Source organism: Parasedimentitalea denitrificans, from assembly GCF_011813015.1.
Classification (GTDB): domain Bacteria; phylum Pseudomonadota; class Alphaproteobacteria; order Rhodobacterales; family Rhodobacteraceae; genus Parasedimentitalea; species Parasedimentitalea denitrificans.
In genome coordinates, this window is sequence record NZ_QHLQ01000021.1 from 46,597 (window position 1) to 70,927 (window position 24,331).

Genomic DNA, 24,331 nt, shown 5'->3' on the forward strand with positions numbered 1-24,331 from the left:
TTTCGGAGCCACAGGCGTTTTGTCCGAAGACTAAACGCTCTTGGAAAACACTGTGCGATCGGGAGCTGACATCAATTCCAGCTCCCATTTTCTTAGGAGAACAATTCGTTCGCCAGTTCAAGAGCGTCGATAAGCAAATCAACCTCATCTGTCGTATTATACAGTCCAAAAGATGCACGGCAGGTGGCTGAGACACCCAAATGCTCCATCAGTGGACCTGCACAATGGTGTCCTGCGCGGACGGCCACGCCTTTCTTGTCCAAGATCGTTGAGATGTCATGTGCATGCGCAGCACCTTCAATAGTCATGCTGAATATTGCTGCTTTTTCAGCCGCTTGCCCTTGGATATTCAGCCAATTCAGACCGGTTAGCCGTTGCAGGGTATAGTCCTTCAAACGAGCCTCGTGTGCAGCGATATTGTCCATTCCAAGATCCATTAGATAATCAAGCGCAGCACCAAAACCAATAGTTTGCACAATACCCGGAGTACCCGCTTCAAACTTCATTGGCGGATCGTTGTAGGTTACTTGATCTTTAGTAACCTCCTTAATCATATCCCCACCACCAATAAACGGGCGCATCTCGGCCATCCGCTCTGGTCGGATGTAAATAGCACCTGAACCGGACGGTCCATATAACTTGTGTCCGGTAATCGCATAGAAATCGCATCCAATGTCTTGAACGTCGACAGGCATATGAACTGCGCCTTGCGAGCCATCAACGAGCACAGGAACGCCTTGCGCATGAGCACCTTGGGTGATGGCTTTTACGTCGACAATGGTCCCTAACACATTTGAACATTGTGTAACGGCCACCAACTTTGTCTTTGGGCCGATCGCATCAATGACAGCTTGCGGATCCAGGCTTCCGTCTGGGGCGGTATCAACCCATTTTAGTACAACACCCTGTCGTTCCCGCAGGAAGTGCCAAGGCACAATATTTGCATGGTGCTCCATCACGCTCAGGATGATTTCATCCCCGGCCTCCATACGTGGCATAGCCCAACCATACGCAATGAGGTTGATCCCTTCGGTGGTGCCTGAGTTCAGAACAATAGTGTTCTCATCCCCCGCATTCAAAAACTGCGCGATGGTGCCTCGAACAGCCTCATATTTTTCCGTTGCCAGGTTAGAAAGGTAGTGCAAACCTCTGTGAACGTTGGAGTACTCATCAGCGTAAGCTCGTGTGATAGCATCGATAACTACCTGTGGCTTTTGCGCCGAAGCTCCGTTATCCAGATAAACCAGCGGTTTTCCGTGCACTTTGCGCGAAAGGATCGGAAAGTCGGCACGAATTTTGTCCACATCATACATTAGCGGAAAATCCCAGAAAAGAAGGCCCAGCGAGGCCAAGTAGAAAAGACAGAGCGAGCGCGATGATAATACTTGCCATCATCAAAGCACCAAAAGCTCTCCAGAGTGACTTTAACTGATGTACTTCGTTGATAAAGTTGGCAAAAATCAACATCCCGAAGAAGGTTACAGCTAAATTTAACAACCCTGCAAGTACGGGTGCTAGAAGGAACAGCACCGTCATTGCCAGTTGCAACACAAGTTGCAGAAACTGAAGCCAAACGACAACGGCTAACAATCCATCTAAAGTTCCCTGTCCGCCCAGCCAACGACAAGACGCCTGCAGCGTATGAATAAACACAACTTGTAAGGCCAACACGACCGCAAAGTAGACAAGTGGCATCAGTCGAGGGAAAGCCACTTCACTTGGCACGGGAAACAACATTTCCTGCAAGGAGTAGATGATTGCATTTAGAGCAATAATCAACACCAGAGAATGCCACATCACCTGCCTTGGCCAAGCTACGGACAAGATTGAACGCGCAGCTTTTTCCGGTGCTGTGACTGTCATCAGGATCAGTGGTTGCAAGGGAAGTATCATTTAGATTTCCAATATGCCTCAAACAAGCCCGAGATCCAGAACCACAGGAAGAGTGCGAACCAGATGCCGCCGACCAATGTTAATTCTGGACCGGGGCCAATGAAACCACCGGCTAAGCCGTTAAGTAACATCAAGGGGCTGGCAGCTAACAAGGCCCAAAACAAAGCAAGTCTCGCCCCGTAACTGTCTCCCTTGCCGCCAAGAACGCGAACGACCACAAAAGAGACCAACGAAAGCGTGTACAAGATTAACGGGGCAATGAAGATCAAGCCGAATAATGCTCCACCTAGAAGCATGTTCAGCTCTTGGCCTGTGATGTAGGCCTCACGAGCCAACTTGGGCATCTGGGCGATAAATGCTAACGCACAGCCCCCCATGAGGATTGCCAGCGCACGATCTTCGCGAGGCCCCATGGCCAAAAGCCGCGCTATTACGCGGCGTGGCCCTTTGTATGTGGCGACTATGTCGGTGGTTAACGGCATCAGTGGCGCCGGATCAGCCAGTTTTCAAGACGAGACACAATCGTCTCGGCAACATCCTGATCGCCAATTTCATCAACCGCTTCAGCCAGAAAGGCCAACGTAAGAAGATCTGTCGCTTCGTTGAGAGGTACACCGCGGCTTTGCAAGTAGAACAGGGCTTCTTCATCAATAGCGCCGGATGTTGACCCATGAGAGCAGGCAACATCATCCGCATAGATTTCCAGCTCTGGCTTTGCCAAAAACTGGCTGTCGTCATCCAACATTAGGGCCTGGCTGATTTGATAGCCATCCGTCTTCTGAGCCGTGTCTTTTACAAGGATTTTGCCCTGAAAAACGCCGGTTGCACCGTTGCGCAGCACCTTCTTAAAGACCTGGCGGCTTTCACAGTTTTCACCTTCGTGTGTAATAAAAACTGTGTCATCGTGATGGAAGTCACCGTCTCCGACACAGGCGCCAGCAACGTGAACGACTGCGTCGTCTCCGAGCAGCTCCACGACGGTTTCATTGCGTGTCAGAACACCATTCACGGTAAGTGTGAAAGATTTGAACACTGACTCCTTGCGCAGCCGAGCAAACATATGGGTGGCAGCACGGCGCTCATGATCGCGACCTTGAGCGCATACCATATGAAGGGCCCCACCATCTGCAATGTCGACTTCAATGCACTTGTTAAACCGGGCAGCGGCAGGTCCGTTCTCTAGAACAGTTGCCTCCGCTCCTGCATCAACCCGAATGACATGGTGCAGCATCGCATCCGAGCTGTCCGAGTTGTGATTGTATACCAGATTGATCGGTTTGCTCGGCTTCCCAGTAACCCAAATCGCAACGCCATCATTTGCAAAGGCCGTATTCAGGGCAGCAAGTGGTCGCTGGACAGGATCCTGCCCGCGCGCCTCTAGGACACCGTAGAGATCCTTGGTCCAATGGATGTCCTTAGCGTCAATTTCCGAAAGCCGACTGATCTGAACACCTTCGAGTTCAAAATCATCTGAAGCCTCGGCGTCATAAACTCCATCCACAAAAACGATCTTTAGGCAGTCAAACTCGCCGAATATCGGTGCTTCATCGTGCTTAAACACTGCAGCAGTTGGTGCTGTGTCTTGGGTCAACGTGTCAGGGCGCGTGTACTTCCAGTATTCATCCCGGCGATTGGGCAGTCCCATTGTCTGAACGCGGGACAAAGCAGCCCGACGCGCGTCAACCAAGCAGCCGCCCTCGGGCAACTCCATCGCATTCAATCGGGCTTCGGTGGCGGTTTTTTTCAATTCAGGCAGAGCCATTTACTCGACCTCAGCCAAGATATCGGCGTAGCCGTTGTTTTCCACTTCCAGAGCCAGCTCAGGGCCGCCAGATTTGATGATGCGGCCGTTTGCCATGATGTGCACAACGTCGGGCTTAATGTGATCCAGCAGCCGCTGATAGTGCGTGATGACCAGGAAACCACGGTTTTCGTCGCGCAGTGCGTTAACGCCTTCAGCGACCAACTTCATCGCATCAACGTCCAGTCCAGAATCCGTTTCATCAAGGATGCACATCTTAGGAGAAAGCATCGCCATCTGTAGGATTTCGTTCCGCTTTTTCTCACCGCCCGAGAAACCGACGTTGACGGGTCGCTTCAGCATATCAGCGTCAATCTTCAAGGACTTGGCGGTCGCGCGCACTTCCTTCAGGAATTCAGCTGCGCTCATTTCGTCTTCGCCGCGCGCCTTACGCTGAGCATTTACAGCTGTACGCAAGAACGTCATGTTGCCAACGCCGGGAATTTCCACCGGGTATTGGAAGGCCAAAAACAGACCAGCAGCAGCGCGCTCTTCGGCCTCTAGCTCCAACAGGCTCTCACCATCAAGTGTGGCTGACCCATCGGTGACTTCGTAGCCACCCTTGCCGGACAACACATAGGACAAAGTGGATTTTCCGGATCCATTCGGGCCCATGATCGCGTGCACTTTTCCCGCTTCGACAGTCAGATCAACCCCCTTGAGGATCTGCTTATCTTCGTCTTCAAGTTGAACGTGCAAGTTCTTGATATTCAGCATTTTTCGCTCCTTGTCGCGAATGTTCAATTTGCCTTGGGGTGGGTCCAGGCCGCTGGCCAGTCCTCAAAATACCCCAATGCGTTTATCTCTTTCTGGTCGGGAAGCCCGACCAGCACAAATTTAGTTGGATCAGGGAAACTGTTACCCGACAGATCCTTCCAAAGAAATCGCCACAAGCTGTTGAGCTTCCATCGCAAATTCCATTGGTAGGGCTTGCAGCACATCCTTGCAGAACCCATTCACAACCAACGCCACAGCTTCTTCCTCGTCCATGCCGCGCGAACGACAGTAAAACAGCTGTTCATCGTCAACCTTCGAAGTTGTCGCCTCATGCTCCACCCGAGCTGAGTTATTCTTGACTTCGATGTATGGAACCGTGTGTGCACCACATTTGTTGCCAATCAAAAGGCTATCACACTGCGTGTAATTCCGAGCATTCTTGGCTTTGGGGTGCATAGAAACCAGGCCGCGATATGTGTTTTGAGCATGGCCGGCACTGATGCCCTTGGACACGATGCGGGACTTGGTGTTTTTACCCAGATGAACCATCTTGGTGCCGGTGTCAGCCTGCTGATAGTTGTTAGCAATGGCGATCGAGTAGAATTCGCCTTGGCTTTCGTTTCCGCGAAGAATGCAAGACGGGTATTTCCAAGTCACAGCAGAACCGGTTTCAACCTGGGTCCACATGATTTTTGACCGGTCCCCACGGCAGTCGGCGCGCTTGGTGACAAAGTTATAAATACCACCCTTGCCGTTCTCGTCCCCTGGGTACCAGTTTTGAACGGTCGAGTATTTCACTTCAGCGTCTTCTTCGACGATGATCTCAACTACGGCAGCATGGAGTTGCGCAATATCCCGAGCCGGTGCAGTGCACCCCTCAAGGTAAGACACATAAGAGCCCTTGTCGGCGATGATCAATGTGCGCTCGAACTGGCCGGTGTTTTCCGCGTTGATGCGGAAGTAAGTCGACAACTCCATCGGGCAACGGACGCCAGGCGGCACATAGACGAACGAACCATCGGAAAACACAGCCGAGTTCAATGTGGCATAGAAGTTATCGGAAACCGGAACAACCGTGCCCAAGTACTTCTTCACCAGCTCAGGGTGTTCTCGGATCGCCTCTGAGATAGAGCAAAAGATCACGCCAGCGGCTTTTAGTTCAGCTTGGAACGTTGTGCCAACCGAAACAGAATCAAAAACCGCATCAACAGCAACTTTTCGACCTTCGGCCGGCGCATCCTCGGCGCCTTCCACTCCGGCTAAAATCATTTGTTCTTTCAACGGGATACCGAGCTTCTTGTAAGTCTCCAGAAGCTTGGGGTCGACCTCATCCAGCGACTTTGGTTTGACCTCCATCGATTTGGGACGCGCATAGTAATACTGATCCTGAAAGTCGATTTCAGGATAGTCGACCATAGCCCAGTTTGGCTCTTCCTTTGTCAGCCAACGCTCATAGGCCTGCAACCGCCACTCGGTCATCCATTCTGGCTCTTCGTTCTTCTCAGAAATCAACCGAACAATGTCAGGGGACAGCCCTTTAGGGGCATATTCCATTTCGATTTCGGTTTCCCAACCGTATTTATATGCGCCACCGACTTCGCGCACTGTATCGACCGTCTCCTGGTCGATTCCCTCTTTTACTTGTGTCTGGTCCAATGCGGCCATCTTAGGTCTCCTAAACTCACGCCACTCGGGCGCGATAAGTCTTTTCTTTCGCAAGCCACGTATCTGCAAACCGCAGCACGTCGCTCTCGCTTGTTTCGGGGCTCAGTGACACTCGAATAGCGCTCTGAGCTGTGATTTCGTCGTAGCCCATCGCTGTCAGCACAGCGCTGGCGCGGACTTTGCCGCTTGAACAGGCCGAACCCGCACTAATTGCAAACCCAGCCAGATCCATCTGCATGACTTGGGTTTCGCCTTTCCAGCCAGGCGTGGCAAAACAGGAGGTGTTTGGTAAGCGGGATGCGGACTGCCCAACCAAAATAGTATCTGAAGCACCAGCCACAAGAGCCTCCTCCAGTATATTCCTTAGCCCTTCAACGCGCTCCCATACACCATTTTCCAAATCTCTAGCCGCAGCTTCGGCGGCGGCTCCAAAACCTGCAATCCCGATAACATTCTCAGTCCCGCAACGGCGCCCCATTTCCTGGCCTCCGCCCTTGATTTGCGTAGTCATTTCTGTACCACGCTTCAAAACGACGGCACCAACACCCTTTGGACCACCCAGTTTGTGTGCCGAGATCAATGCCCGTGTGGTACCTAGCCAATTAAATGCTATCGGGAGCTTTCCGAATGCTTGGGTGGCATCTGTAACGGCTAGCCCCTGAGGCAATGTTTGCAAGATGCCTGTCTCAGAATTGGCAAGTTGAAGAGTTGATTTTTCAGGAGTTTCAACTTGCACAGAACCGTCCATACCAACGGATAGTTTCTCGTTAATCCAGGACCTTACAGCGTCATGTTCGATTGATGCACCCTGTAACTCTTGGTCACCACATGCCAATGATGCGCCTTCTGTCGAGCCAGAGGTGAACACCACATCTGCCCCGTCTGCCCCAAAGGCCGCCGAAACCTGAGCCCGTGCTTTCTCAACCAGCGCCTTCGCAGCACGGCCCTCGCCGTGCACCGACGACGGATTGCCACAGACATCCATCGCCGCAATCATCGCCGCGCGCGCTTCGGGCCGTAACAAAGTCGTGGCATTGTGATCCAGGTAAACCCTAGTCATGGATGTATGTTTTCCCAGTTACGCCCACATTGGGCAGACTACCAATTCGCCCGTTCATTCAGCGTCAACAACAGAAAACAACCCCGGCACAGCAGGACAGGGTGCCAAGTCGTTATTAATCACATCCGAGAGCCTTGTCTGGTGCAAGAACACATAAACATGTGCACTCAACCCCTCCCAAAGCCGGTTCGTTAGAGATTGCGCGCGACTACCAGAAGCAGCCCCCGAAGCTCCGGCGCCCTTATGCATGGCATCTACGGTTTCGTCCACCGCAGATAAGATATCAACAACGCGAATCTCTGACGCTGGGCGCGCCAGACGATAACCACCACCTGGCCCCCCTGACCGAGCAAACCAACTCGGCACGGCGCAGTTTGACAAACAATTGCTCCAAATAGGGCAACGATACATCCTGACGTTTGGAGATATCCCCAAGCACGACCAACTTGTCCGTTGGTTGCAGCGCAATGTCAGCCAATGCGACCATTGCATAGCGCCCTTTTGTTGAAAGCTTCATGTTTGTTGTACTCCAATCGGCCTGAACACAGCGAAAACATTGACCTTGGCGACATCAGTGCGTATCTCAGCCTGACGGCGTAAGGATTTCACCGCGCCCGCAATTAGAACCGTTCTAAGGTGTCCTAGGGAATTCGTCAAGTTTACCCTTTAGGCACTTCCCGCAAAATAAGAGTAGGATCCAACTGCCCATGCCTGAGGTCATTTTTCCCGGACCCGAAGGTCGCCTTGAAGGCCGCTATCACCCGCAAAAAGAGCGTGATGCGCCCATCGCTATTGTGTTGCATCCGCATCCACAATTTGGCGGCACCATGAACAATAAAGTGGTCTATAATCTCCACTACGCGTTCTACAATATGGGCTTTACCGTTCTGCGGTTTAACTTCCGTGGCGTTGGTCGCAGTCAGGGTGAATACGATCAAGGTGTTGGCGAGCTATCAGATGCAGCCTCTGCTCTCGATTACTTGCAGTCGATGAACAACAACTCCAAGCATTGCTGGGTTGCTGGCTTCTCCTTTGGCTCGTGGATTGGGATGCAACTGCTTATGCGCCGTCCTGAGATCACAGGTTTCATTTCGGTGTCACCACCTGCCAATATGTACGATTTCTCGTTCCTAGCCCCCTGCCCGTCTTCGGGTTTGATCATCAATGGCACATCTGATCGCGTTGCTCCCCCGGCTGACACTGTCAACTTAGTGAACAAGCTGCACGAGCAAAAAGGTATCACCATTACTCACCAGGAAATCGAAGGCGCCGACCACTTTTTCCAAGAACCGCACATGGACCACATGATCGGTAATGTTTCCGACTATGTTAAACGTCGACTGACAGAAAACACCCGCTAATGGGAACGCTTGAACGGCTTGCCGAACAATTGGCTGATGACGTTATGAAGGTCCAAGATGCGACCGGCCAAGATCGTTTGTTTATGGAGGTAAGCGGCGTCCTAGCCGCTTCCTCCCAAACGCTAGAGGAAGCGTTTCTAACTGAAATGCGCGTTCGTTTGGCAGAACGAATTGCACGTAAGTTCCTGAATAAAAAAATTGCGGAAGCGCAGGCCGCAGCTGAAGGTAATAAACAACCGTGACCAATCGTTTGGATTCGCAACTCGAATTCCTCTTGGAGGCCGACAAGCTGCGCCAAGTTGAACGTGCAAACTTGATCCTTGATTGCTCTCGATGCGAGAATTCTGCAGAACATAGCTGGCATTTGGCACTTTACGCATTTGTTCTAGCTCCATTGGCTGCTCCAAATGTCGATATTTCCCGTGTAATCAAAATGTTGCTTCTGCATGACCTGGTCGAGATTGACGTGGGCGACCACCCTATCAATGTCGCAACAGATTGGGATGCCGTGGCGCAGGCAGAGCAGGTTGCAGCAAAAAGAATATTCGGTCTGCTGCCCGACGACCAAGGCGCTGATATGCTTACCCTCTGGCAAGAGTTCGAAGCCTGTCAGACCCCTGACGCTCGATTTGCAAAACAGTTAGATCGGTGCCAACCCGTCTTTCAAACTCTGTATGGAGACAATCCAGTTCCCGAACATCTGAAAATCGCGACAGAAACGCTAAACGGGGGGCGCGCATCTTCGCTTGAGACTGAGTTCCCAGAGGCCTTCGCTCATGCTCAGGAACTACTTGGGAAACCACCTTCAACGAACAGTGACGAGCTAACCAAACGGCTACCGTTTCTAAATGAAACCGATGGGTTAAAGCATATTCTTCGTGCAACCCTCATAGGGAATGGTTCAAGGCGTGAAAACTCCGCCGAACATAGCTGGCACATAATGCTCTATGCATGGGTTCTTGCGGAGCATTCAAACTGTGAAATTGACGCCTCTCGCGTTATGCAAATGCTATTGCTGCACGATATTGTTGAAATTGATGCTGGTGACGTACCAATACATGCACAGACAGATCAGGAAGCAATGGCTGCAAAGGAAGACGCCGCTGCAATTCGGTTGTTTGGGTTGCTACCAGATGAACAAAGAGCGGACTTCACAAACCTATGGCGTGAGTTCGAAGCTGCAGAAAGCGACGATTCAGTTTTTGCAAAATCCATCGATCGGGTTCAGCCAGTTCTGCTGAACTTGGAAAATGGCGGAGGCAGCTGGATCGATTACGATGTTTCGCTCGACCAAATCGACGCTCGCGTTGGTCAAAAAGTTCTTCGGGGTGCGCCAAGTGTATGGAACCATGTACGAGCCCGAGTGGAAATTTGGTTTGACAACGCGAAATAAGATATATGTTTGATTACAAATAGCTAGACATACAAATATCGATGGAGAGATACCTACGTCATTGCCTTCCGGTATTTTTTTACTTTGTTACACCTCATGCACACGCCATGGTGTTTACATACTCTTAAATGCTAATTGATTGATCGATTGCAGCGCTTTGCTAAGTTTTTGCCAGTATAAAACTCCATCTAGTACTACTCGAACTACCGCCAATTTACCATGTACCAATCGGTCAATGTTTATTTTGATGAGGCCAGCTTTCTGTCTTATTTGTAATTTTGTGATCCTATTAATCGAATTCAACTTGGTGATTGTCTAATGCGTGCGAACAAAAGGGATGAACTACTGCAAAAAGCGCTGTCCGTTTTTTATCAGAAGGGATTTAATGCGACGGGCATGGACTTGCTGGTTAAAGAGACCGAAATCTCCAAAACTTCGAAGTATAAGTATTTCAAAACAAAAGATGATTTAATTCTAGCCACTCTTCGGCTGCGCGATGAGTTGTTCCGAAACACAATTCTTCGCAGGATGGAAGAGTTATCAGACACCCCAAAAGGCCAAGTGCGTGCACTGTTTGATGCTTTGGGAGAATGGTTTGCCAGCGAAGAATTTCGAGGCTGTATGTTCATTAAGGCTTCGTCTGAATTTCAGGATCCAAGTCACGCAATTCGTCGCCAATCAGCCGAGCATAAACTTCTGTTTGCAGAACACATCCAAAGACTGTTGATAGAGGCAGGTTATAGGGGCACTGATATTCTCACCCGTCAGCTGATGGTGCTAAAAGAAGGCGCCATTATTGCTGCGCACGTTAGTCAAAGCACGACGGCGGCTGAAGATGCCAAAGAGATAGCGGAAAAATTGCTTGAAGATGCGAAACTTTAGAATTCCGGTGTGAACTCTGTCATAGAAATCTTGCCATCATTTAGCTCCATGAACGTCCCTGCCGCCAGTTCCGTCCAACCGGTTTCATCCGCTTCCAGGGGTTCAGATACCACAGCCCAACCTTGTCGGGCTTCGCTCCAGCGGTAGTAGACTGAGGGGGCGATATGATCAGATGAATATCGCACTGCAAACATCCGTTTTCCATCAGAAAGAGCGGCAGACAGACGCATATGCGGGGTGCATCCACGTTCCCGCGATAGATTTTCAAGTCGGGCAACCGAACGCGAAAGTGCGCCATGCGGATCCCGATCAAGCCCCTCGTCTAGCGCCATCAGGAATAATACTTCGCTGTCAGTTGCGCCCTTACGATGATGATACAGATCATCAGAAACACACATATCTGCCTGTTTTCGAAAATGCTCAAATCCTCCGGCTTGGCCGTTATGCATGAAACTCCAATTTCCAGCTGTAAAGGGATGGCAGTTATTGCGACTGATTGCAGATCCAGTTGACGCCCGGACGTGAGCTAGAAACAGACCTGATCGAATATGATGAGCAACCGATCGCAGATTTGGATCAGACCAAGCGGGATAAACGTCACGGTACAGCCCCGGTTCCGGCCGAGTGTCATACCATGCAACTCCAAATCCATCGCCGTTAGTTGACGTCTTGCATTCGTCAGCCTCTTTGCTTTGTTCGATTAGCGAATGGCCTGGGCGCGAAATGACATCCTCAAGATAGATCGGAGCTCCGATATAAGCTGCCCAACGACACATAGGGATATCCTTTCTACGACGTGAATACGGACCGTCTAGTTCTTCACATAAAGTTTATCCGGTCACTACTCCACACACGCCAACAGGTCGAGTGTAGCACCGCACAGTCGGCTGTTCAAAATTAAGCCTTCCAAATGCAAAAATAGTCTGAGCGCGACACTTGCTGCCGCTTCTAATGCAGCTAGCTCTGAACACGCTCCTATTTTCACTGTAAACGCCCCGCAATTCTGTTGCAGCCAATGGCCACAGCCGGAAAGATAAACATGCCCGCTCACTATCTATATTTGATTTTGGCAGTTGCTGCTGAAACCATTGGCACAACTGCGCTGCAAGCAAGCAAGGAATTCACGCGTTTGATGCCATCGGTCATTGTAGTGGTCAGCTACGCGCTGTCGTTCTATCTGCTTGCGCTGACGTTGAGGTTCATGCCGGTTGGGATTGTCTATGCGATTTGGTCCGGGTTGGGCATCGTTCTGATCGCGGCGATCGGTTATGCAATTTTTGGTCAGAAAATGGATCTGCCCGCGATAATCGGGATGGCCCTCATCGTCTTGGGTATCGTGGTTATTCAGCTATTTTCCAAATCAGCCAGCCACTAGTCGGCCAAGTGAAGTAAAAATAAAATATCCGGCAGCTTTGGTACCGCAAAGATGTATTTTCTCTGGCCTTTAGTCGGCGTTCACGCTATGGGCGCAGCAACTCCCTTACAAAGGCTGACTTCATGCAACTGCGCAACATTGCGATCATCGCTCACGTGGACCACGGCAAAACCACCTTGGTGGACGAAATGCTGAAACAATCCGGTGTCTTCCGCGACAACCAGGCCGTGGCCGAGCGCGCCATGGACTCAAATGATCTAGAGCGTGAACGCGGCATCACAATCCTTGCCAAGGCGACATCAGTCGAATGGAACGACACTCGCATCAATATCGTCGACACCCCCGGTCACGCCGATTTTGGCGGCGAAGTTGAGCGGATTCTGTCGATGGTTGACGGTGTTGTCCTTCTGGTCGACGCTGCCGAAGGCCCAATGCCACAGACTAAGTTTGTAACATCCAAAGCTCTGGCGCTTGGCCTTAAGCCGATTGTAGTTGTCAACAAGGTAGACAAGCCCGACGGTGAGCCAGATCGTGCGCTTGACGAGTGTTTTGACCTGTTTGCCAGCCTGGGCGCTTCCGATGAGCAGCTCGACTTCCCGACAATGTACGCATCTGGCCGTTCCGGTTGGGCTGACATGGAATTGGACGGTCCGCGCAAGGATCTGACGGCCCTGTTCGATTTGATAGTTGAACATGTCCCCGCGCCGGCTCAGCAAGAGCGCAAAGACGAACCATTCCGGATGCTGGCTACAACCTTGGGCCACGATCCGTTTATCGGTCGCCTTCTGACCGGCCGTGTCGAAAGCGGTACTTTGAAAGCCGGTGCAACCATGAAGGGCCTGTCCCGTGACGGCACCCAGATTGAAAGCTTCCGCGTCACTAAGATAATGGCGTTCCGCGGCCTGACCCAGCAGCCGATCGACGTCGCTGAAGCCGGCGACATCGTTTCAATTGCCGGTATGGCTAAAGTTACTGTGGCAGACAGCATCGTTGACCCTGAGGTTACCGAGGCGATGGAAGCGCAACCGATTGATCCTCCGACCATCACCGTTACCTTTGGAATCAATGACAGCCCTCTGGCTGGTCGCGACGGCAAACACGTTCAATCGCGTGTCATCCGTAACCGTCTGATGAAAGAGGCGGAAACCAACGTTGCGATCCGCATCACCGACACTCCTGGCGGCGACGCTTTTGAAGTTGCAGGGCGTGGTGAATTGCAAATGGGCGTGTTGATTGAAAACATGCGCCGCGAGGGTTTTGAGCTGTCGATCTCCCGTCCTCAAGTTCTGTTCCGTGACATTGATGGCGAGCGTAACGAGCCGGTCGAAGAAGTCACCATTGACGTCGATGACGAGTACTCTGGTGTTGTCATCGAAAAGCTGACTGGCGTTCGCCGTGGGTCACTGACCGAGATGAAACCTGCAGGTGCTGGTAAAACCCGTATCATTGCCCACGTTCCGTCGCGTGGCTTGATCGGCTACCAGGGCGAGTTCATGACTGATACCCGCGGTACAGGCGTTTTGAACCGGGTGTTCCACGAGTGGGCTCCTTACAAGGGTAAAATCCCGGGTCGCCGTGCTGGTGTTCTTATTTCCATGGAAAGCGGTCAGTCGGTTGCCTTTGCTCTGTGGAACCTTGAAGAGCGCGGCAAGATGTTCATCGGTGCCCAAGCTGATGTCTATCAGGGTATGATCATTGGTGAACACAGCCGTGAAAACGATCTGGAAGTGAACCCGCTGAAGGGCAAGAAGCTTACCAATGTTCGGGCTTCTGGTACCGACGAAGCTGTGCGCCTGACAACTCCGGTCACCCTGTCGCTGGAACAGTCGATTGCTTATATCGACAATGACGAACTGGTTGAGGTAACTCCAAACGCCATTCGCCTGCGTAAGCGTCACCTTGACCCGCATGAGCGTAAGCGCGCATCTCGCGCAGCAGAATAAATCAAAAAGGGCGCCTCACCGGGCGCCCTTTTCACTTGATAGGTTTGAAAAAGGGGCACCGGATTTTCTCCGATGCCCCTTACTGTTTCTAACAACATAGAGAACTTATTCGCTGGTCTCGACCACCATCAACTCGCGTTCAGCTGCGCCACGTGCGTGGTTTAGCGCCTCTTGATACTCAGGGCTGTGATAGCATTCGACTGCAGCATCGACCGATGGGAACTTGGCGACCACATTACGTGGACGCTCTTTTCCTTCTAGCTGTACAAACTTGCCACCACGCGCGATGAATTCACCACCGTGTTTAGCAATTGCTGGGCCTGCCAGCTTTGCATATTTGCCATACGCATCGGCGTCAGTCACCGTTACATGTGCAATCCATAGTGCTCCCACGGGATTTATCCTTCCAGAACTGTTTCGGCAGCCTTAATCGCTGCGTCAGAATTTGAGATATCTTTGGCACCGCCCTGCGCCATGTCAGGACGGCCACCGCCGCCTTTGCCGCCCAACTCCACGACTGCGGCCTTCACCAGATCCACTGCCGACAAGCTGCCCAGCAAATCCTTGGTCACACCAGATGCAACGGCGACCTTACCGCCGGTGTCGGCGATCAACAGAACCGCGCCTGATACCAAACGCTCTTTGTGCTCGTCAATCAGCGCTGGCAGGTCACGACCAGAAACGCCCTTCAAGACCTGTGCGATAAACTGAACACCATTAATGGTCTTGGCGTCAGCACCGCCACTGTCGCCAGAACCACCGGCCATCGCCAGCTCGCGGCGCAATTGGGACACCTCGTTCTGAAGAGATTTGCGTTCGTCGATCAGAGACTTCAGGCGATCCAGAACTTCGTCCGATGGCGATTTAAGCGCATTAGCCACTTTGCCCATACGTGCCGACTCTCGTTCGATATGTGCAAAGGCCGCGCCGCCAGTTAGGGCTTCGATCCGGCGCACGCCGGCTGATGACGCGCTGTCGCCCAAAAGAACAAACGTTCCTATGTCACCTGTTTGTTTGACGTGAGTACCTCCGCACAGCTCGATCGAATAGGTGTCTCCATCGCGGCCCTTGCCGGTCTCGGCCTGCCCCATGGACACCACACGAACTTCGTCGCCGTACTTCTCACCAAAAAGAGCCTGAGCTCCAATTTCGCGCGCGTCATCCGGAGTCATGATGCGAGTTTCAACAGGGCTATTTTGACGAATAAAGGCATTCACGTCGGTAGCGACCTTGCTCAACTCTTCTGCCGACAAGGCCTTTGAGTGGCTAAAGTCGAACCGAAGCCGATCTTCGGCATTCAAGGAACCGCGCTGAGCAACGTGGTCACCCAGAGTTTCCCTTAGCGCCTCGTGAAGCAGGTGAGTGGCAGAGTGATTTGCACGAATGGCCGAACGCTGGGCGTGATCGACCACCAACTGTGCAGCCGTGCCGGTACCAATCGCCCCTTCAACAACCTCAGCGAAATGAATAAATACCCCAGCCGCCTTTCGGGTTGTGGTCACTTTTGCAAGGCCACCCTCTGTACGGATAAGCCCTGCATCTCCTACTTGACCGCCTGACTCTGCATAAAACGGTGTTTGGTTCAGAACAATCTGGACCTTTTCGCCCTTTTCCGCAGACTTAGCTTCGCCCCCGTCCATGACCAATACAGCGATCTGGCCTTCTGCGTCCTCAGTGTCATAACCGAGGAAATCAGTCGTGCCATGGGCCTCTGCGATATCAAACCAAATCGTGCTATCAGCGGCCTCGCCTGATCCAGTCCAAGCAGCCCTTGCTTTAGCTTTCTGTTCAGCCATAGCGCTGTCAAAGCCGTTGGTATCAACAGTTCGGCCCTTTTCTCTCAATGCATCTTGGGTCAGATCCAATGGGAAACCATAAGTGTCATACAGTTTAAAAGCCGCTGCACCGGGAAGCGGAGCGCTTTCCTCTAGCCCCTCCAACTCATCATCCAAGAGCTTCAGGCCACGATCCAGCGTTTGCTTGAACCGCGTTTCTTCCTGCTTCAATGTCTCTTCAATCAAGGCCTGTGCCTGCCCCAGTTCTGGGTAAGCAGCGCCCATCTGCTGCACCAGTGTTGGGACCAATTGGTGCATAACCGGATCCTTGGCGCCCAACAGGTGCGCATGGCGCATAGCACGACGCATGATCCGACGCAGAACATACCCGCGCCCGTCATTTGCTGGCATAACACCATCTGCAATCAAGAACGAGGTCGAGCGGAGATGGTCAGCAATCACTCTGTGATGCACGTTCTGATCGCCATATGGATCAACCGAGGTTGCACTGGCAGAGGCTTCGATCAAGGTTTTAAACAGGTCAGTGTCGTAGTTGTCGTGGCTACCTTGCAGCAGCGCTCCGATCCGTTCTAGGCCCATTCCTGTATCAATTGACTGCATGTCCAGTGCTGTCATCGATCCATCTTCGAACTGTTCATTCTGCATGAAAACGACGTTCCAGATTTCGATAAACCGGTCACCATCTTCGTCTGGGCTGCCCGGAGGTCCGCCGGGAATATGATCACCATGATCAAAGAAAATCTCGGTGCAGGGACCACAGGGACCCGTTGGCCCCATTTGCCAAAAATTGTCGTTGGTCGGAATCCGGATTATCCGGTCATCACTAAGCCCAGCCACCTTCTTCCAGATATCCGCAGCTTCGTCATCCGTATGATAGACGGTGACGAGCAACCGCTCCTTAGGGATGTCAAATTCTTTAGTCAGCAAGTCCCAAGCATAAGGAATCGCTTCCTTTTTGAAGTAGTCGCCAAAGCTAAAATTACCCAGCATTTCAAAGAACGTGTGATGGCGAGCAGTATAGCCAACATTATCCAGGTCATTGTGCTTGCCGCCTGCCCTAACGCACTTCTGCGCAGTGGTTGCGCGCGTGTAATCTCGCGTTTCCACTCCGGTGAACAGGTTTTTGAACTGTACCATTCCAGAGTTGACAAACATCAACGTCGGATCGTTACGCGGCACAAGAGGGCTGGATGCCACCACTTCGTGTCCCAATTTGGAATAGTAGTTCAGAAATGTGGATCGGATTTCGTTCAGAGTTGGCATATTCAGATCTCTTGACGGGCGTTGGAATGCGTTCTGAGCAGGTGTAGCCGCCCCACTCTGCGCTGTCCACTGTTGCCATCGGCACAGAGCATATGAAAAGGGGGCGCAACCGCTGTTACGCCCCCTTAACTCAATCAAAATCCAAAGGATCTATGCCTCTAGGATATCATCTGCATCGGGTCGATCAAAGTCCAGACCATGAGACGCACGGATCTTGTCCTCGATATCTATCGCGATGTGTGCGTGTTCCTTCAGGTAGGTTTTGGCGTTTTCACGCCCCTGCCCGATCCGCTCATCGCCATAGCTGAACCACGACCCCGACTTGTTGACCACACCAGCAGCAACACCCAGATCCAAAAGCTCACCCATTTTGGAGATGCCCTCGCCATACATAATGTCGAATTCAACCTGTTTGAATGGCGGGGCAACCTTGTTCTTCACAACCTTAACGCGCGTTGCATTACCAACGATTTCGTCTCGGTCCTTTAGGGCTCCAATACGACGAATGTCCAAACGCACTGACGAGTAAAACTTCAGTGCATTACCACCAGTTGTCGTTTCAGGTGACCCAAACATGACACCAATTTTCATCCGAATCTGGTTGATGAAGATTACCATACACTTGGATTTGCTGATCGACCCAGTCAATTTACGCATTGCCTGACTCATCAAACGGGCCTGGACGCCAACACTGCTGTCCCCCATATCGCCCTCAAGCTCAGACTTGGGAATCAACGCGGCTACAGAATCGACAACGATCATGTTGACAGCACCTGAACGCACCAAAGTATCAGTAATTTCTAGCGCCTGCTCACCGGTGTCAGGTTGCGAGATCAGCAACTCGTCCAAATTAACACCCAGGTTTTGCGCATAGATAGGATCAAGCGCGTGCTCTGCGTCTACAAACGCACAAACTCCGCCCTTCTTCTGCTGCTCTGCTACACAATGAAGTGTTAAAGTGGTCTTGCCTGAACTCTCGGGGCCATAGATTTCAACAATCCGACCCATCGGCAGGCCGCCTATGCCCAGTGCAATGTCCAACCCCAAAGAGCCGGTTGAACTGGCCTCAATTTCTTGAACAGCATTCTCGCCGAGCTTCATAATGGAGCCCTTGCCAAATTGCCGTTCGATCTGCGCCAGAGCGCTATCCAGCGCTTTTTGCTTGTCGCCGCTTTTCTTGTCTTTCATGGTCAAAAGATCCGCCATATTCCCTTGTCCTTCTCTTTGTGTCACACCCTTGCACGGGCGGCAATCACTGCTTTGTTCCCCTGTTGTTCCTTATGGATACAAAACGAGAACATAGCAAATGAAATCTTCCTTCTCATAGCGTTCATCGATAGTGTTAAGGAGGTGTTTACCATGGATAACCCTATGAACTTTTTGACCGGAACTTTATGATGTTGGTATTTTTCAAGGAACGTCTTGTTTTGTTGGCAGTGCCTAAAACAGGTACCACAGCGTACCATACTGCATTGAGGGATCGCGCTGACCTTGTTTACTCTGACCCGCCTGAGCTAAAGCATGCCCCGCTCTACCGGTATAATCGATGGGTTCGACCTATGTTCAAAAAGGTCTGCAAGGCTGAAATGGATATTGTGGCCGTAATGCGTGAGCCAATCAGTTGGTTAGGTAGCTGGTACCGGTTTAGGCAGCGGCCATTTATGAATGGAAAGGCCAATTCGACCAGCAATATTAGCTTTGACGACTTTGTTCTTGCATATTGCCAAGATGACAGGCCTAGCTTTGCCAACGTCGGCAGCCAGGCTAAGTTTCTCGAAGCCCAGCCCAATGGGTGCGCCCTTTCTCACTTATTTCGCTATGAATCCCGGGATCGACTGATTGGTTTTTTGGAGGACCGCTTGTCTACTAAACTTGTCCTCGAACAAAAAAACGTCAGTCCGAAAATGGAGTTATCCATTTCCCCCCACGTGGAGGATGAGTTGCGTCGCAAATGCGCGCCCGAGTTCGATCTGTACGACAGCATCCGCTTAAACTAAAACTAGTTTCAATGAATGGTGTCAGTTCAATTGTTCATGAACAGTTTCAGTTAACTGGTTGAGCGAGAACGGTTTAGGCAGGAATACCGAATTCGGGACATTGGGTTCGGACTCGCCAAATGCTCCTTCGGCATATCCCGAAACAAATACAACCCGCGTTTTTGGGCGGGTTTTCAATGCCTCACGAACCCAACTGGGGCCATCCATTCCCGGCATGACTACATCCGTTACGAAGACATCGACACTTAGCCCTGGGTCTTCCAGTGTCCGCAATGCGTCCTCGGCCGACTCTGCCTCTAGCACGGTGTAGCCTCTTAGTCGCAAGGCACGAGACGCAAATGCCCGCACCGGAGCTTCATCTTCAACCAATAGAACAACACCTTCCCCATGTTTAGGTGCACTTGTATCTACTTTAGGTGCGGCTGACTTAGAGGTTTCTGTCTGGGCCTTGTGGACCGGGAAATACAAAACAAATTCTGTTCCAGCTCCCTTGGTCGAATCCACAAAGATATAGCCTCCGGTCTGTTTGACGATGCCATAAGCGGTGGACAGTCCCAGACCGGTTCCTTCACCAGTTCGCTTGGTTGTGTAAAAAGGTTCAAAGACCTTTTGGATCTTGTCCGGGTCAATTCCCACACCTTCGTCTTGAACCTTAACCGTAACCCAGTCTCCGGCAGGGACCTTGGCCCTATTTCGTTCAATTGGCCGGTCCAGCGACACAACTTCGGTTTCGATACGGATTTCCCCACCTTGGGGCATTGCATCACGCGCATTCACCACCAAGTTCATCAGAACCTGTTCCAACTGCCGTTTATCCGCACGAATTGACCGCATGACCGGATCATGGCTGAGCGTCAAAGTCACCTTTTCTCCGACAAGACGGTTCAACAGATGTGTCAAATCAGACAGCGTGTCCCTCAGGTCCAAGACTTCTGGAAGAAGCGTTTGCTTGCGGGAAAAGGCCAACAGCTGGCTCACGAGGGCGGCCGCTCGATTGGCATTCTCATGAATCTGGATCAAATCGCCGTAGTCTTGATCACCCTGATCATGGCGCAACAGCAACAGATCGCAATGACCTGAAATTGCTGTCAAAAGATTGTTAAAATCGTGAGCAACACCGCCCGCCAATTGGCCAATAGCTTGCATCTTCTGGCTTTGAACAAATTGCGCTTCTAGCGTCTTCAACTCGGTGGCGTCATTCAGCACCGCAATCAGAACAGTTGCACCATCTTCAACTGCCCGGCTCAAAGTGACCTGAACGAACACTTCTTTGTCACGACGTGAAAGACGCAGAAACTCAGACTTATTGGGTGCAAGACCATCAGCCGTGTCGCGCAACCAATCAGACATCGGCCTACCAAGACCTTCCATCAGCTGGCCTAATTTCATGTCCTTACAATTAGGGGTACCCAGCAGTCCAAGAGCCAACTTGTTCACGGACAGAACTTCACCAGTTGGAGCAACTTTTAGAAACGGTACCGGTAGATCAACGAAACTTGTGCCAGCACCGGTATTTCCGTCTTCTTCTGTTTTTAGGAAATACAACTCGTTACGTCCCTGAGTTCGAGTATTCTCGACGACTAGCACTTGGATTGGACCATTCGCAGTGGTCATGGTGTTGATATGTCCTGATCGAACAGGCAAGTCCACGAAAACTCGATCCAAGGACTTAACACGACCACCGATCAAGGCCCGGGCAGCCTCGTTCATGAACAAGACTGCGTCCGTACGACCGACCGTCATCATAGGAATTGGAATGCTCTCGACGCTTCGCCCTGCACTGATCCGCTCAGCAATGTCTTCGACGCGCCAAAGAAAGCTACCGCCCTGCATCTGATGAACAGCCAACCTAACATGACCACGACGGGTAATTACATCTTCCTGAGCGGCGCCATCTATCCGAGCTCGACTTTGCAGACGAAACAAGACCGCAGAAGGATTAGCAAGAACGGCCCGTAAGGTGCCGGAAAGAGTTTCTTTTTCCGCATCTGCGAACCGACGCCCAGCCGCAGCATTGCGGGCATGGATAATCCCATCGTCATCAGCAACAAAGCTAGGGCTTGCGTCCTTTTCGATAAACCCGGTCAACAAGTCCGTGGCCATTGCTCGTGCGCGCAGCCTGACTTTGGCCTGCAGCGCCATCAAAAAGGCCACCGCCACCAGTGTAAGCCCCACCGCGATCAATCCACGGGCAACCCAATCTGGCCAGCCAAATAACCAGGATGCAGAGCACATCATAACTGCAAGCAGTACAATTGCTACTAGTCGCGCAGTTTCAGGTGCTGAAACTCGCAAATCCGGAACAGGTGCGTTAGGGCGGCCGATCATTACGACTCCGTCAACTGAATTCGTGAGTACCTACATCGCGGCACGCATGGTTAAGGCGAGGTTAAAGAAAGGTGAAACCCCGCTAATTACCTAGCAATCTACACTCTTTCGCGTCAACACGGCACAATAAAACCCGTCAGTTCCATTCTGCACCAACCAAGAGTGTTCCGAAGACAACTCCCATTCAGATGAACGTTCCAGGAAATTACGGACTTGAGACGCGTTTTCAGACCCAATAACAGAGCAAGTCGCATAGGCGAGAACGCCGCCAGTTGCGACGAGATTGGCGGCCTTATCTAAGATCTGGCTCTGGGTTTCCTTCAGTTCCTGCAGTTGAACAGCATCCAAAAGCCATTTGCCTTCTGGGGAACGGCGCCAAGAACCTGACCCCGAACAAGGTGCATCACACAATACCAAGTCAAATGGCCCAGCCCCGGCCAAGTGTTGAGGCTCCAGCAATGTAATATTCACACCAGCCCGGTCAGCCCGGATCGGCAAGTCCTGCATCCGGCGCGGTGCTGTGTCGTGGGCAAAAAGCGATAGGTTCGCCCGCGCCGCCATGGCAAGGCTCTTTCCGCCGCCACCTGCACAATAGTCCAGAACAGACATTCCATCACGCAATGGCAATGCCTCGACAACCGCCTGGCTGGCGGCATCCTGCAACTCAACAACTCCAGATGTATAGGCTTCAGAGTTGCGAATACGACGGGCTCCCTCAGTCACCATCAGCGCGGTATCTGCAGCAGCGTGCCGTTGGCAAACAATGCCATCCTCTTGCAGGTCTTCAATTGCTTGATCTACAGTGGAGCGCTTCGAGTTTACGCGCAAATGTACAGGAGCGCGATGACGCAGCGCAGTTGCGGTTGCCTCAGCATCGTCGCCCAAACTGGCGGAAAACTCAGCCCAAAGCCAATCAGGAATATCCAGACGTTCAGCCTCAGATGTCGGCGTACGCAGCGTCAACCCTTCCTCATCGCTAAGCTCAACAGGGCCATAGCCAACTCCGTTGAACATGGACTTGGGATCTATTCCCGCTTCACGCAAGGACCCAAGGATCAAACCGCGCCCCGTGCTTGCCCCACCAAGAGCCGCATGAGACCGCCGACACCGCAAAGCTGTGAAAACGTGGTCTCGTACTGCTGCGCGATCCTTTGACCCTGCATAGCGGCTTCGACGAGACCACCCCGATAGCGCCTTCTCGGCAGCGTCACCGTCCAGAATCTGATCAAGAACCTCAATCGCAGCCTGAAGTCGAGCAGCCGGGGTCATTGCCCGACACTCTTTGAGTTGCTAGTTTTCATCGGTCATATTTCCTGCTGGTCAGCCAACCCGGTAGTTCGGGCTCTCGCGGGTGATTTGGACGTCATGCACATGGCTTTCCTTCAAGCCAGATCCGGTAATTCGTACGAATTCACAGTTCTTACGCATTTCGCTTACTGTTGCACAGCCGGTATAGCCCATAGCTGCACGTAAGCCGCCAACCAATTGGTGCACAACCGTTCCTGCAGAGCCTTTGTAGGGCACCTGCCCTTCGATGCCTTCCGGAACAAGCTTATCGCTGGCAGCGTCTTTTTGGAAATAACGATCCGCCGAACCTCGTGCCATCGCGCCAATACTACCCATACCACGATAGGATTTGAACGACCGGCCCTGATATAGGATAACCTCGCCCGGGCTTTCGTCTGTGCCTGCGATCATCGAGCCTACCATTGCACAGGAAGCCCCGGCGGCAATCGCCTTGGCAAAGTCGCCAGAGAACTTGATGCCACCATCAGCAATAACTGGCACATCTCCAGCCTGCGTTGCGCAATCCATAATCGCTGTCAACTGTGGAACGCCAACCCCTGCAACAATACGAGTTGTGCAAATTGAACCAGGACCGATCCCAACCTTGATGGCATCTGCACCTGCATCAATCAGCGCCTGCGTTGCAGCAGCAGTTGCAACATTACCAGCGATCACTTGGATCGAGCTAGATAGGCGTTTGGCGCGCTTTACAGCCTCGATCACCCCTTCAGAATGCCCGTGCGCCGTATCAATCACAACGATATCAGCTCCGGCGTCAACCAACGCCTCTGTCCGCTCAAAGCCAGAGTCGCCTACCGAGCTTGCAGCAGCGACGCGTAATCGGCCTAGGTCATCTTTACAGGCTGTAGGGTTCAGAACCGCCTGTTCGATGTCCTTCAAGGTAAGCAGCCCTGTCAACTTACCACTTTCGTCAGTCACCAACAGCTTTTCAATGCGGCGCGACTCCATCAGCGATTTTGCCTCCGCCAGATCAGCAGGCTCTTGCAACACAGCAAGATTGTCAGAGGACATCATAACTGAAACCGGAGTTTTGTCGTCAGAAGCAAAACGCATGTCCCGGTTGGTCACAATACCGACAACCCGTCCGCAACCATCGACAACTGGGAAGCCAGTCACACGATACCGTTCCTGCAACTCCTTTGCATCTGCAAGCGTTTGATCGGCCGTCAAAGTGATCGGGTTGTACACAATCCCACTTTCAAAGCGCTTCACTCGGCGAACCTGCTTCGCCTGTTCTTCAACGCTCAGGTTTTTGTGGATAACGCCCATCCCGCCGGCTTGCGCCATGGCAATTGCCATCCGGGCCTCGGTTACAGTGTCCATCGCCGAACTTAGCAGCGGGATGTTCAGCGCGATCGAACGCGTTACAAATGTCCGCGTATCAGCTGTACTCGGCAGCACGTTTGATGCTCCTGGCACCAGTAGAACATCATCAAAGGTAAAAGCCTCACGAATCTGCATTTCATATCCCCATGCATAGCCCGTTTGGCGGCCACCCTATCGCATGGATATAAGCTGGGGGAAAGGGGCACCCGTAATTTTTGCAAAA

General features: G+C 51.9%; 21 protein-coding genes and 1 pseudogene. 7 read left to right on the top strand and 15 right to left on the bottom strand.

Annotation, left to right across the window (positions count from 1 at the left end; translation table 11 throughout):
• Window positions 1-92: 92 nt before the first annotated feature.
• The 8 genes and pseudogenes from DL239_RS17385 to iscR form a co-directional block, all read right to left on the bottom strand.
• Window positions 93-1,313, bottom strand: coding sequence for a cysteine desulfurase (locus DL239_RS17385; RefSeq protein WP_167685374.1), 1,221 nt, complete (start codon window positions 1,311-1,313; stop codon window positions 93-95).
• The gene (locus DL239_RS17390; RefSeq protein WP_167685375.1) at window positions 1,306-1,893 is read right to left on the bottom strand and encodes a YIP1 family protein; all 588 of its coding nucleotides are present in this window, start codon (window positions 1,891-1,893) and stop codon (window positions 1,306-1,308) included. The genes DL239_RS17385 and DL239_RS17390 overlap by 8 nt, the downstream gene beginning before the upstream one ends.
• Entirely contained in the window at window positions 1,890-2,375 is a 486-nt protein-coding gene (locus DL239_RS17395) for a YIP1 family protein (RefSeq protein ID WP_167685376.1), read from the bottom strand. Before DL239_RS17395 ends, DL239_RS17390 begins: the two co-directional genes overlap by 4 nt.
• Window positions 2,375-3,655: a Fe-S cluster assembly protein SufD gene (gene sufD / locus DL239_RS17400; RefSeq protein ID WP_167685377.1), complete on the bottom strand. Its 1,281-nt coding sequence runs from the start codon at window positions 3,653-3,655 to the stop codon at window positions 2,375-2,377. Before sufD ends, DL239_RS17395 begins: the two co-directional genes overlap by 1 nt.
• Window positions 3,656-4,411, bottom strand: a complete 756-nt coding sequence (gene sufC, locus DL239_RS17405) for a Fe-S cluster assembly ATPase SufC (RefSeq protein ID WP_167685378.1) — start codon at window positions 4,409-4,411, stop codon at window positions 3,656-3,658.
• A gap of 141 nt (window positions 4,412-4,552) precedes the next feature.
• Complete coding sequence (gene sufB, locus DL239_RS17410) at window positions 4,553-6,076, bottom strand: Fe-S cluster assembly protein SufB (RefSeq protein WP_167685379.1); 1,524 nt, start codon at window positions 6,074-6,076, stop codon at window positions 4,553-4,555.
• A 16-nt stretch (window positions 6,077-6,092) separates the two neighbouring features.
• Complete coding sequence (locus tag DL239_RS17415; protein ID WP_167685380.1) at window positions 6,093-7,136, bottom strand: cysteine desulfurase family protein; 1,044 nt, start codon at window positions 7,134-7,136, stop codon at window positions 6,093-6,095.
• Window positions 7,137-7,190: 54 nt separating this feature from the next.
• Window positions 7,191-7,653 (bottom strand): annotated as a pseudogene (gene iscR, locus DL239_RS17420) (Fe-S cluster assembly transcriptional regulator IscR).
• A gap of 190 nt (window positions 7,654-7,843) precedes the next feature.
• Here iscR and DL239_RS17425 point away from each other — a divergent pair.
• From DL239_RS17425 to DL239_RS17440, 4 genes are all read left to right on the top strand, one after another.
• Window positions 7,844-8,497, top strand: coding sequence for an alpha/beta hydrolase (locus tag DL239_RS17425; RefSeq protein ID WP_127748797.1), 654 nt, complete (start codon window positions 7,844-7,846; stop codon window positions 8,495-8,497).
• A complete protein-coding gene (locus DL239_RS17430; protein WP_167685381.1) occupies window positions 8,497-8,739 on the top strand; it encodes a hypothetical protein in 243 nt (80 codons plus the stop codon). The genes DL239_RS17425 and DL239_RS17430 overlap by 1 nt, the downstream gene beginning before the upstream one ends.
• Window positions 8,736-9,890: an HD domain-containing protein gene (locus DL239_RS17435; protein ID WP_167685382.1), complete on the top strand. Its 1,155-nt coding sequence runs from the start codon at window positions 8,736-8,738 to the stop codon at window positions 9,888-9,890. Before DL239_RS17430 ends, DL239_RS17435 begins: the two co-directional genes overlap by 4 nt.
• 318 nt (window positions 9,891-10,208) lie before the next feature.
• Window positions 10,209-10,772, top strand: coding sequence for a TetR/AcrR family transcriptional regulator (locus DL239_RS17440; protein WP_167685383.1), 564 nt, complete (start codon window positions 10,209-10,211; stop codon window positions 10,770-10,772).
• Here the strand turns inward: DL239_RS17440 and DL239_RS17445 are convergent.
• On the bottom strand, window positions 10,769-11,548 hold the full coding sequence (locus DL239_RS17445; RefSeq protein ID WP_167685384.1) for a class II glutamine amidotransferase: 780 nt from the start codon (window positions 11,546-11,548) through the stop codon (window positions 10,769-10,771). The two genes, DL239_RS17440 and DL239_RS17445, sit on opposite strands and share 4 nt — an antisense overlap.
• Window positions 11,549-11,811: 263 nt before the next feature.
• Here DL239_RS17445 and DL239_RS17450 point away from each other — a divergent pair, with 263 nt between their 5' ends.
• Entirely contained in the window at window positions 11,812-12,147 is a 336-nt protein-coding gene (locus DL239_RS17450; RefSeq protein WP_167685385.1) for an SMR family transporter, read from the top strand.
• 122 nt (window positions 12,148-12,269) lie between these two features.
• A complete protein-coding gene (typA, locus tag DL239_RS17455) occupies window positions 12,270-14,090 on the top strand; it encodes a translational GTPase TypA (RefSeq protein ID WP_167685386.1) in 1,821 nt (606 codons plus the stop codon).
• A 105-nt stretch (window positions 14,091-14,195) separates the two neighbouring features.
• Here typA and DL239_RS17460 read toward each other — a convergent pair whose 3' ends face one another.
• The 3 genes from DL239_RS17460 to recA all read right to left on the bottom strand — a co-directional run bounded on the left by DL239_RS17460 (window position 14,196) and on the right by recA (window position 18,355).
• Complete coding sequence (locus DL239_RS17460; RefSeq protein WP_167685387.1) at window positions 14,196-14,483, bottom strand: DUF1330 domain-containing protein; 288 nt, start codon at window positions 14,481-14,483, stop codon at window positions 14,196-14,198.
• 5 nt (window positions 14,484-14,488) lie between these two features.
• On the bottom strand, window positions 14,489-17,149 hold the full coding sequence (gene alaS / locus DL239_RS17465; protein WP_167685388.1) for an alanine--tRNA ligase: 2,661 nt from the start codon (window positions 17,147-17,149) through the stop codon (window positions 14,489-14,491).
• A 150-nt stretch (window positions 17,150-17,299) separates the two neighbouring features.
• A complete protein-coding gene (gene recA, locus DL239_RS17470) occupies window positions 17,300-18,355 on the bottom strand; it encodes a recombinase RecA (RefSeq protein ID WP_167685389.1) in 1,056 nt (351 codons plus the stop codon).
• Between the two features lie 191 nt (window positions 18,356-18,546).
• Here recA and DL239_RS17475 point away from each other — a divergent pair, with 191 nt between their 5' ends.
• Entirely contained in the window at window positions 18,547-19,146 is a 600-nt protein-coding gene (locus tag DL239_RS17475; protein WP_167685390.1) for a gamma-glutamyl kinase, read from the top strand.
• Window positions 19,147-19,167: 21 nt separating this feature from the next.
• Here DL239_RS17475 and DL239_RS17480 read toward each other — a convergent pair whose 3' ends face one another.
• The 3 genes from DL239_RS17480 to guaB form a co-directional block, all read right to left on the bottom strand.
• Window positions 19,168-21,474 carry a hybrid sensor histidine kinase/response regulator gene (locus tag DL239_RS17480; RefSeq protein ID WP_167685391.1) on the bottom strand — a complete coding sequence of 769 codons (2,307 nt, stop codon included), beginning with the start codon at window positions 21,472-21,474 and terminating at the stop codon, window positions 19,168-19,170.
• Window positions 21,475-21,564: 90 nt separating this feature from the next.
• Window positions 21,565-22,743: an RsmB/NOP family class I SAM-dependent RNA methyltransferase gene (locus DL239_RS17485; RefSeq protein ID WP_167685392.1), complete on the bottom strand. Its 1,179-nt coding sequence runs from the start codon at window positions 22,741-22,743 to the stop codon at window positions 21,565-21,567.
• Between the two features lie 51 nt (window positions 22,744-22,794).
• Window positions 22,795-24,243: an IMP dehydrogenase gene (guaB, locus tag DL239_RS17490; RefSeq protein WP_167685393.1), complete on the bottom strand. Its 1,449-nt coding sequence runs from the start codon at window positions 24,241-24,243 to the stop codon at window positions 22,795-22,797.
• Between the last annotated feature and the right edge of the window lie 88 nt (window positions 24,244-24,331).

Bases quoted from the DNA above. Each gene is read 5' to 3' on its own strand.
- DL239_RS17385 (WP_167685374.1), bottom strand. From the start codon at position 1,313: ATGTATGATGTGGACAAAATTCGTGCCGACTTTCCGATCCTTTCGCGC.
- DL239_RS17390 (WP_167685375.1), bottom strand. From the start codon at position 1,893: ATGATACTTCCCTTGCAACCACTGATCCTGATGACAGTCACAGCACCG.
- DL239_RS17395 (WP_167685376.1), bottom strand. From the start codon at position 2,375: ATGCCGTTAACCACCGACATAGTCGCCACATACAAAGGGCCACGCCGC.
- sufD (WP_167685377.1), bottom strand. From the start codon at position 3,655: ATGGCTCTGCCTGAATTGAAAAAAACCGCCACCGAAGCCCGATTGAAT.
- sufC (WP_167685378.1), bottom strand. From the start codon at position 4,411: ATGCTGAATATCAAGAACTTGCACGTTCAACTTGAAGACGAAGATAAG.
- sufB (WP_167685379.1), bottom strand. From the start codon at position 6,076: ATGGCCGCATTGGACCAGACACAAGTAAAAGAGGGAATCGACCAGGAG.
- DL239_RS17415 (WP_167685380.1), bottom strand. From the start codon at position 7,136: ATGACTAGGGTTTACCTGGATCACAATGCCACGACTTTGTTACGGCCC.
- DL239_RS17425 (WP_127748797.1), top strand. From the start codon at position 7,844: ATGCCTGAGGTCATTTTTCCCGGACCCGAAGGTCGCCTTGAAGGCCGC.
- DL239_RS17430 (WP_167685381.1), top strand. From the start codon at position 8,497: ATGGGAACGCTTGAACGGCTTGCCGAACAATTGGCTGATGACGTTATG.
- DL239_RS17440 (WP_167685383.1), top strand. From the start codon at position 10,209: ATGCGTGCGAACAAAAGGGATGAACTACTGCAAAAAGCGCTGTCCGTT.
- DL239_RS17445 (WP_167685384.1), bottom strand. From the start codon at position 11,548: ATGTGTCGTTGGGCAGCTTATATCGGAGCTCCGATCTATCTTGAGGAT.
- DL239_RS17450 (WP_167685385.1), top strand. From the start codon at position 11,812: ATGCCCGCTCACTATCTATATTTGATTTTGGCAGTTGCTGCTGAAACC.
- typA (WP_167685386.1), top strand. From the start codon at position 12,270: ATGCAACTGCGCAACATTGCGATCATCGCTCACGTGGACCACGGCAAA.
- alaS (WP_167685388.1), bottom strand. From the start codon at position 17,149: ATGCCAACTCTGAACGAAATCCGATCCACATTTCTGAACTACTATTCC.
- recA (WP_167685389.1), bottom strand. From the start codon at position 18,355: ATGGCGGATCTTTTGACCATGAAAGACAAGAAAAGCGGCGACAAGCAA.
- DL239_RS17475 (WP_167685390.1), top strand. From the start codon at position 18,547: ATGTTGGTATTTTTCAAGGAACGTCTTGTTTTGTTGGCAGTGCCTAAA.
- DL239_RS17480 (WP_167685391.1), bottom strand. From the start codon at position 21,474: ATGATCGGCCGCCCTAACGCACCTGTTCCGGATTTGCGAGTTTCAGCA.
- DL239_RS17485 (WP_167685392.1), bottom strand. From the start codon at position 22,743: ATGACCCCGGCTGCTCGACTTCAGGCTGCGATTGAGGTTCTTGATCAG.
- guaB (WP_167685393.1), bottom strand. From the start codon at position 24,243: ATGCAGATTCGTGAGGCTTTTACCTTTGATGATGTTCTACTGGTGCCA.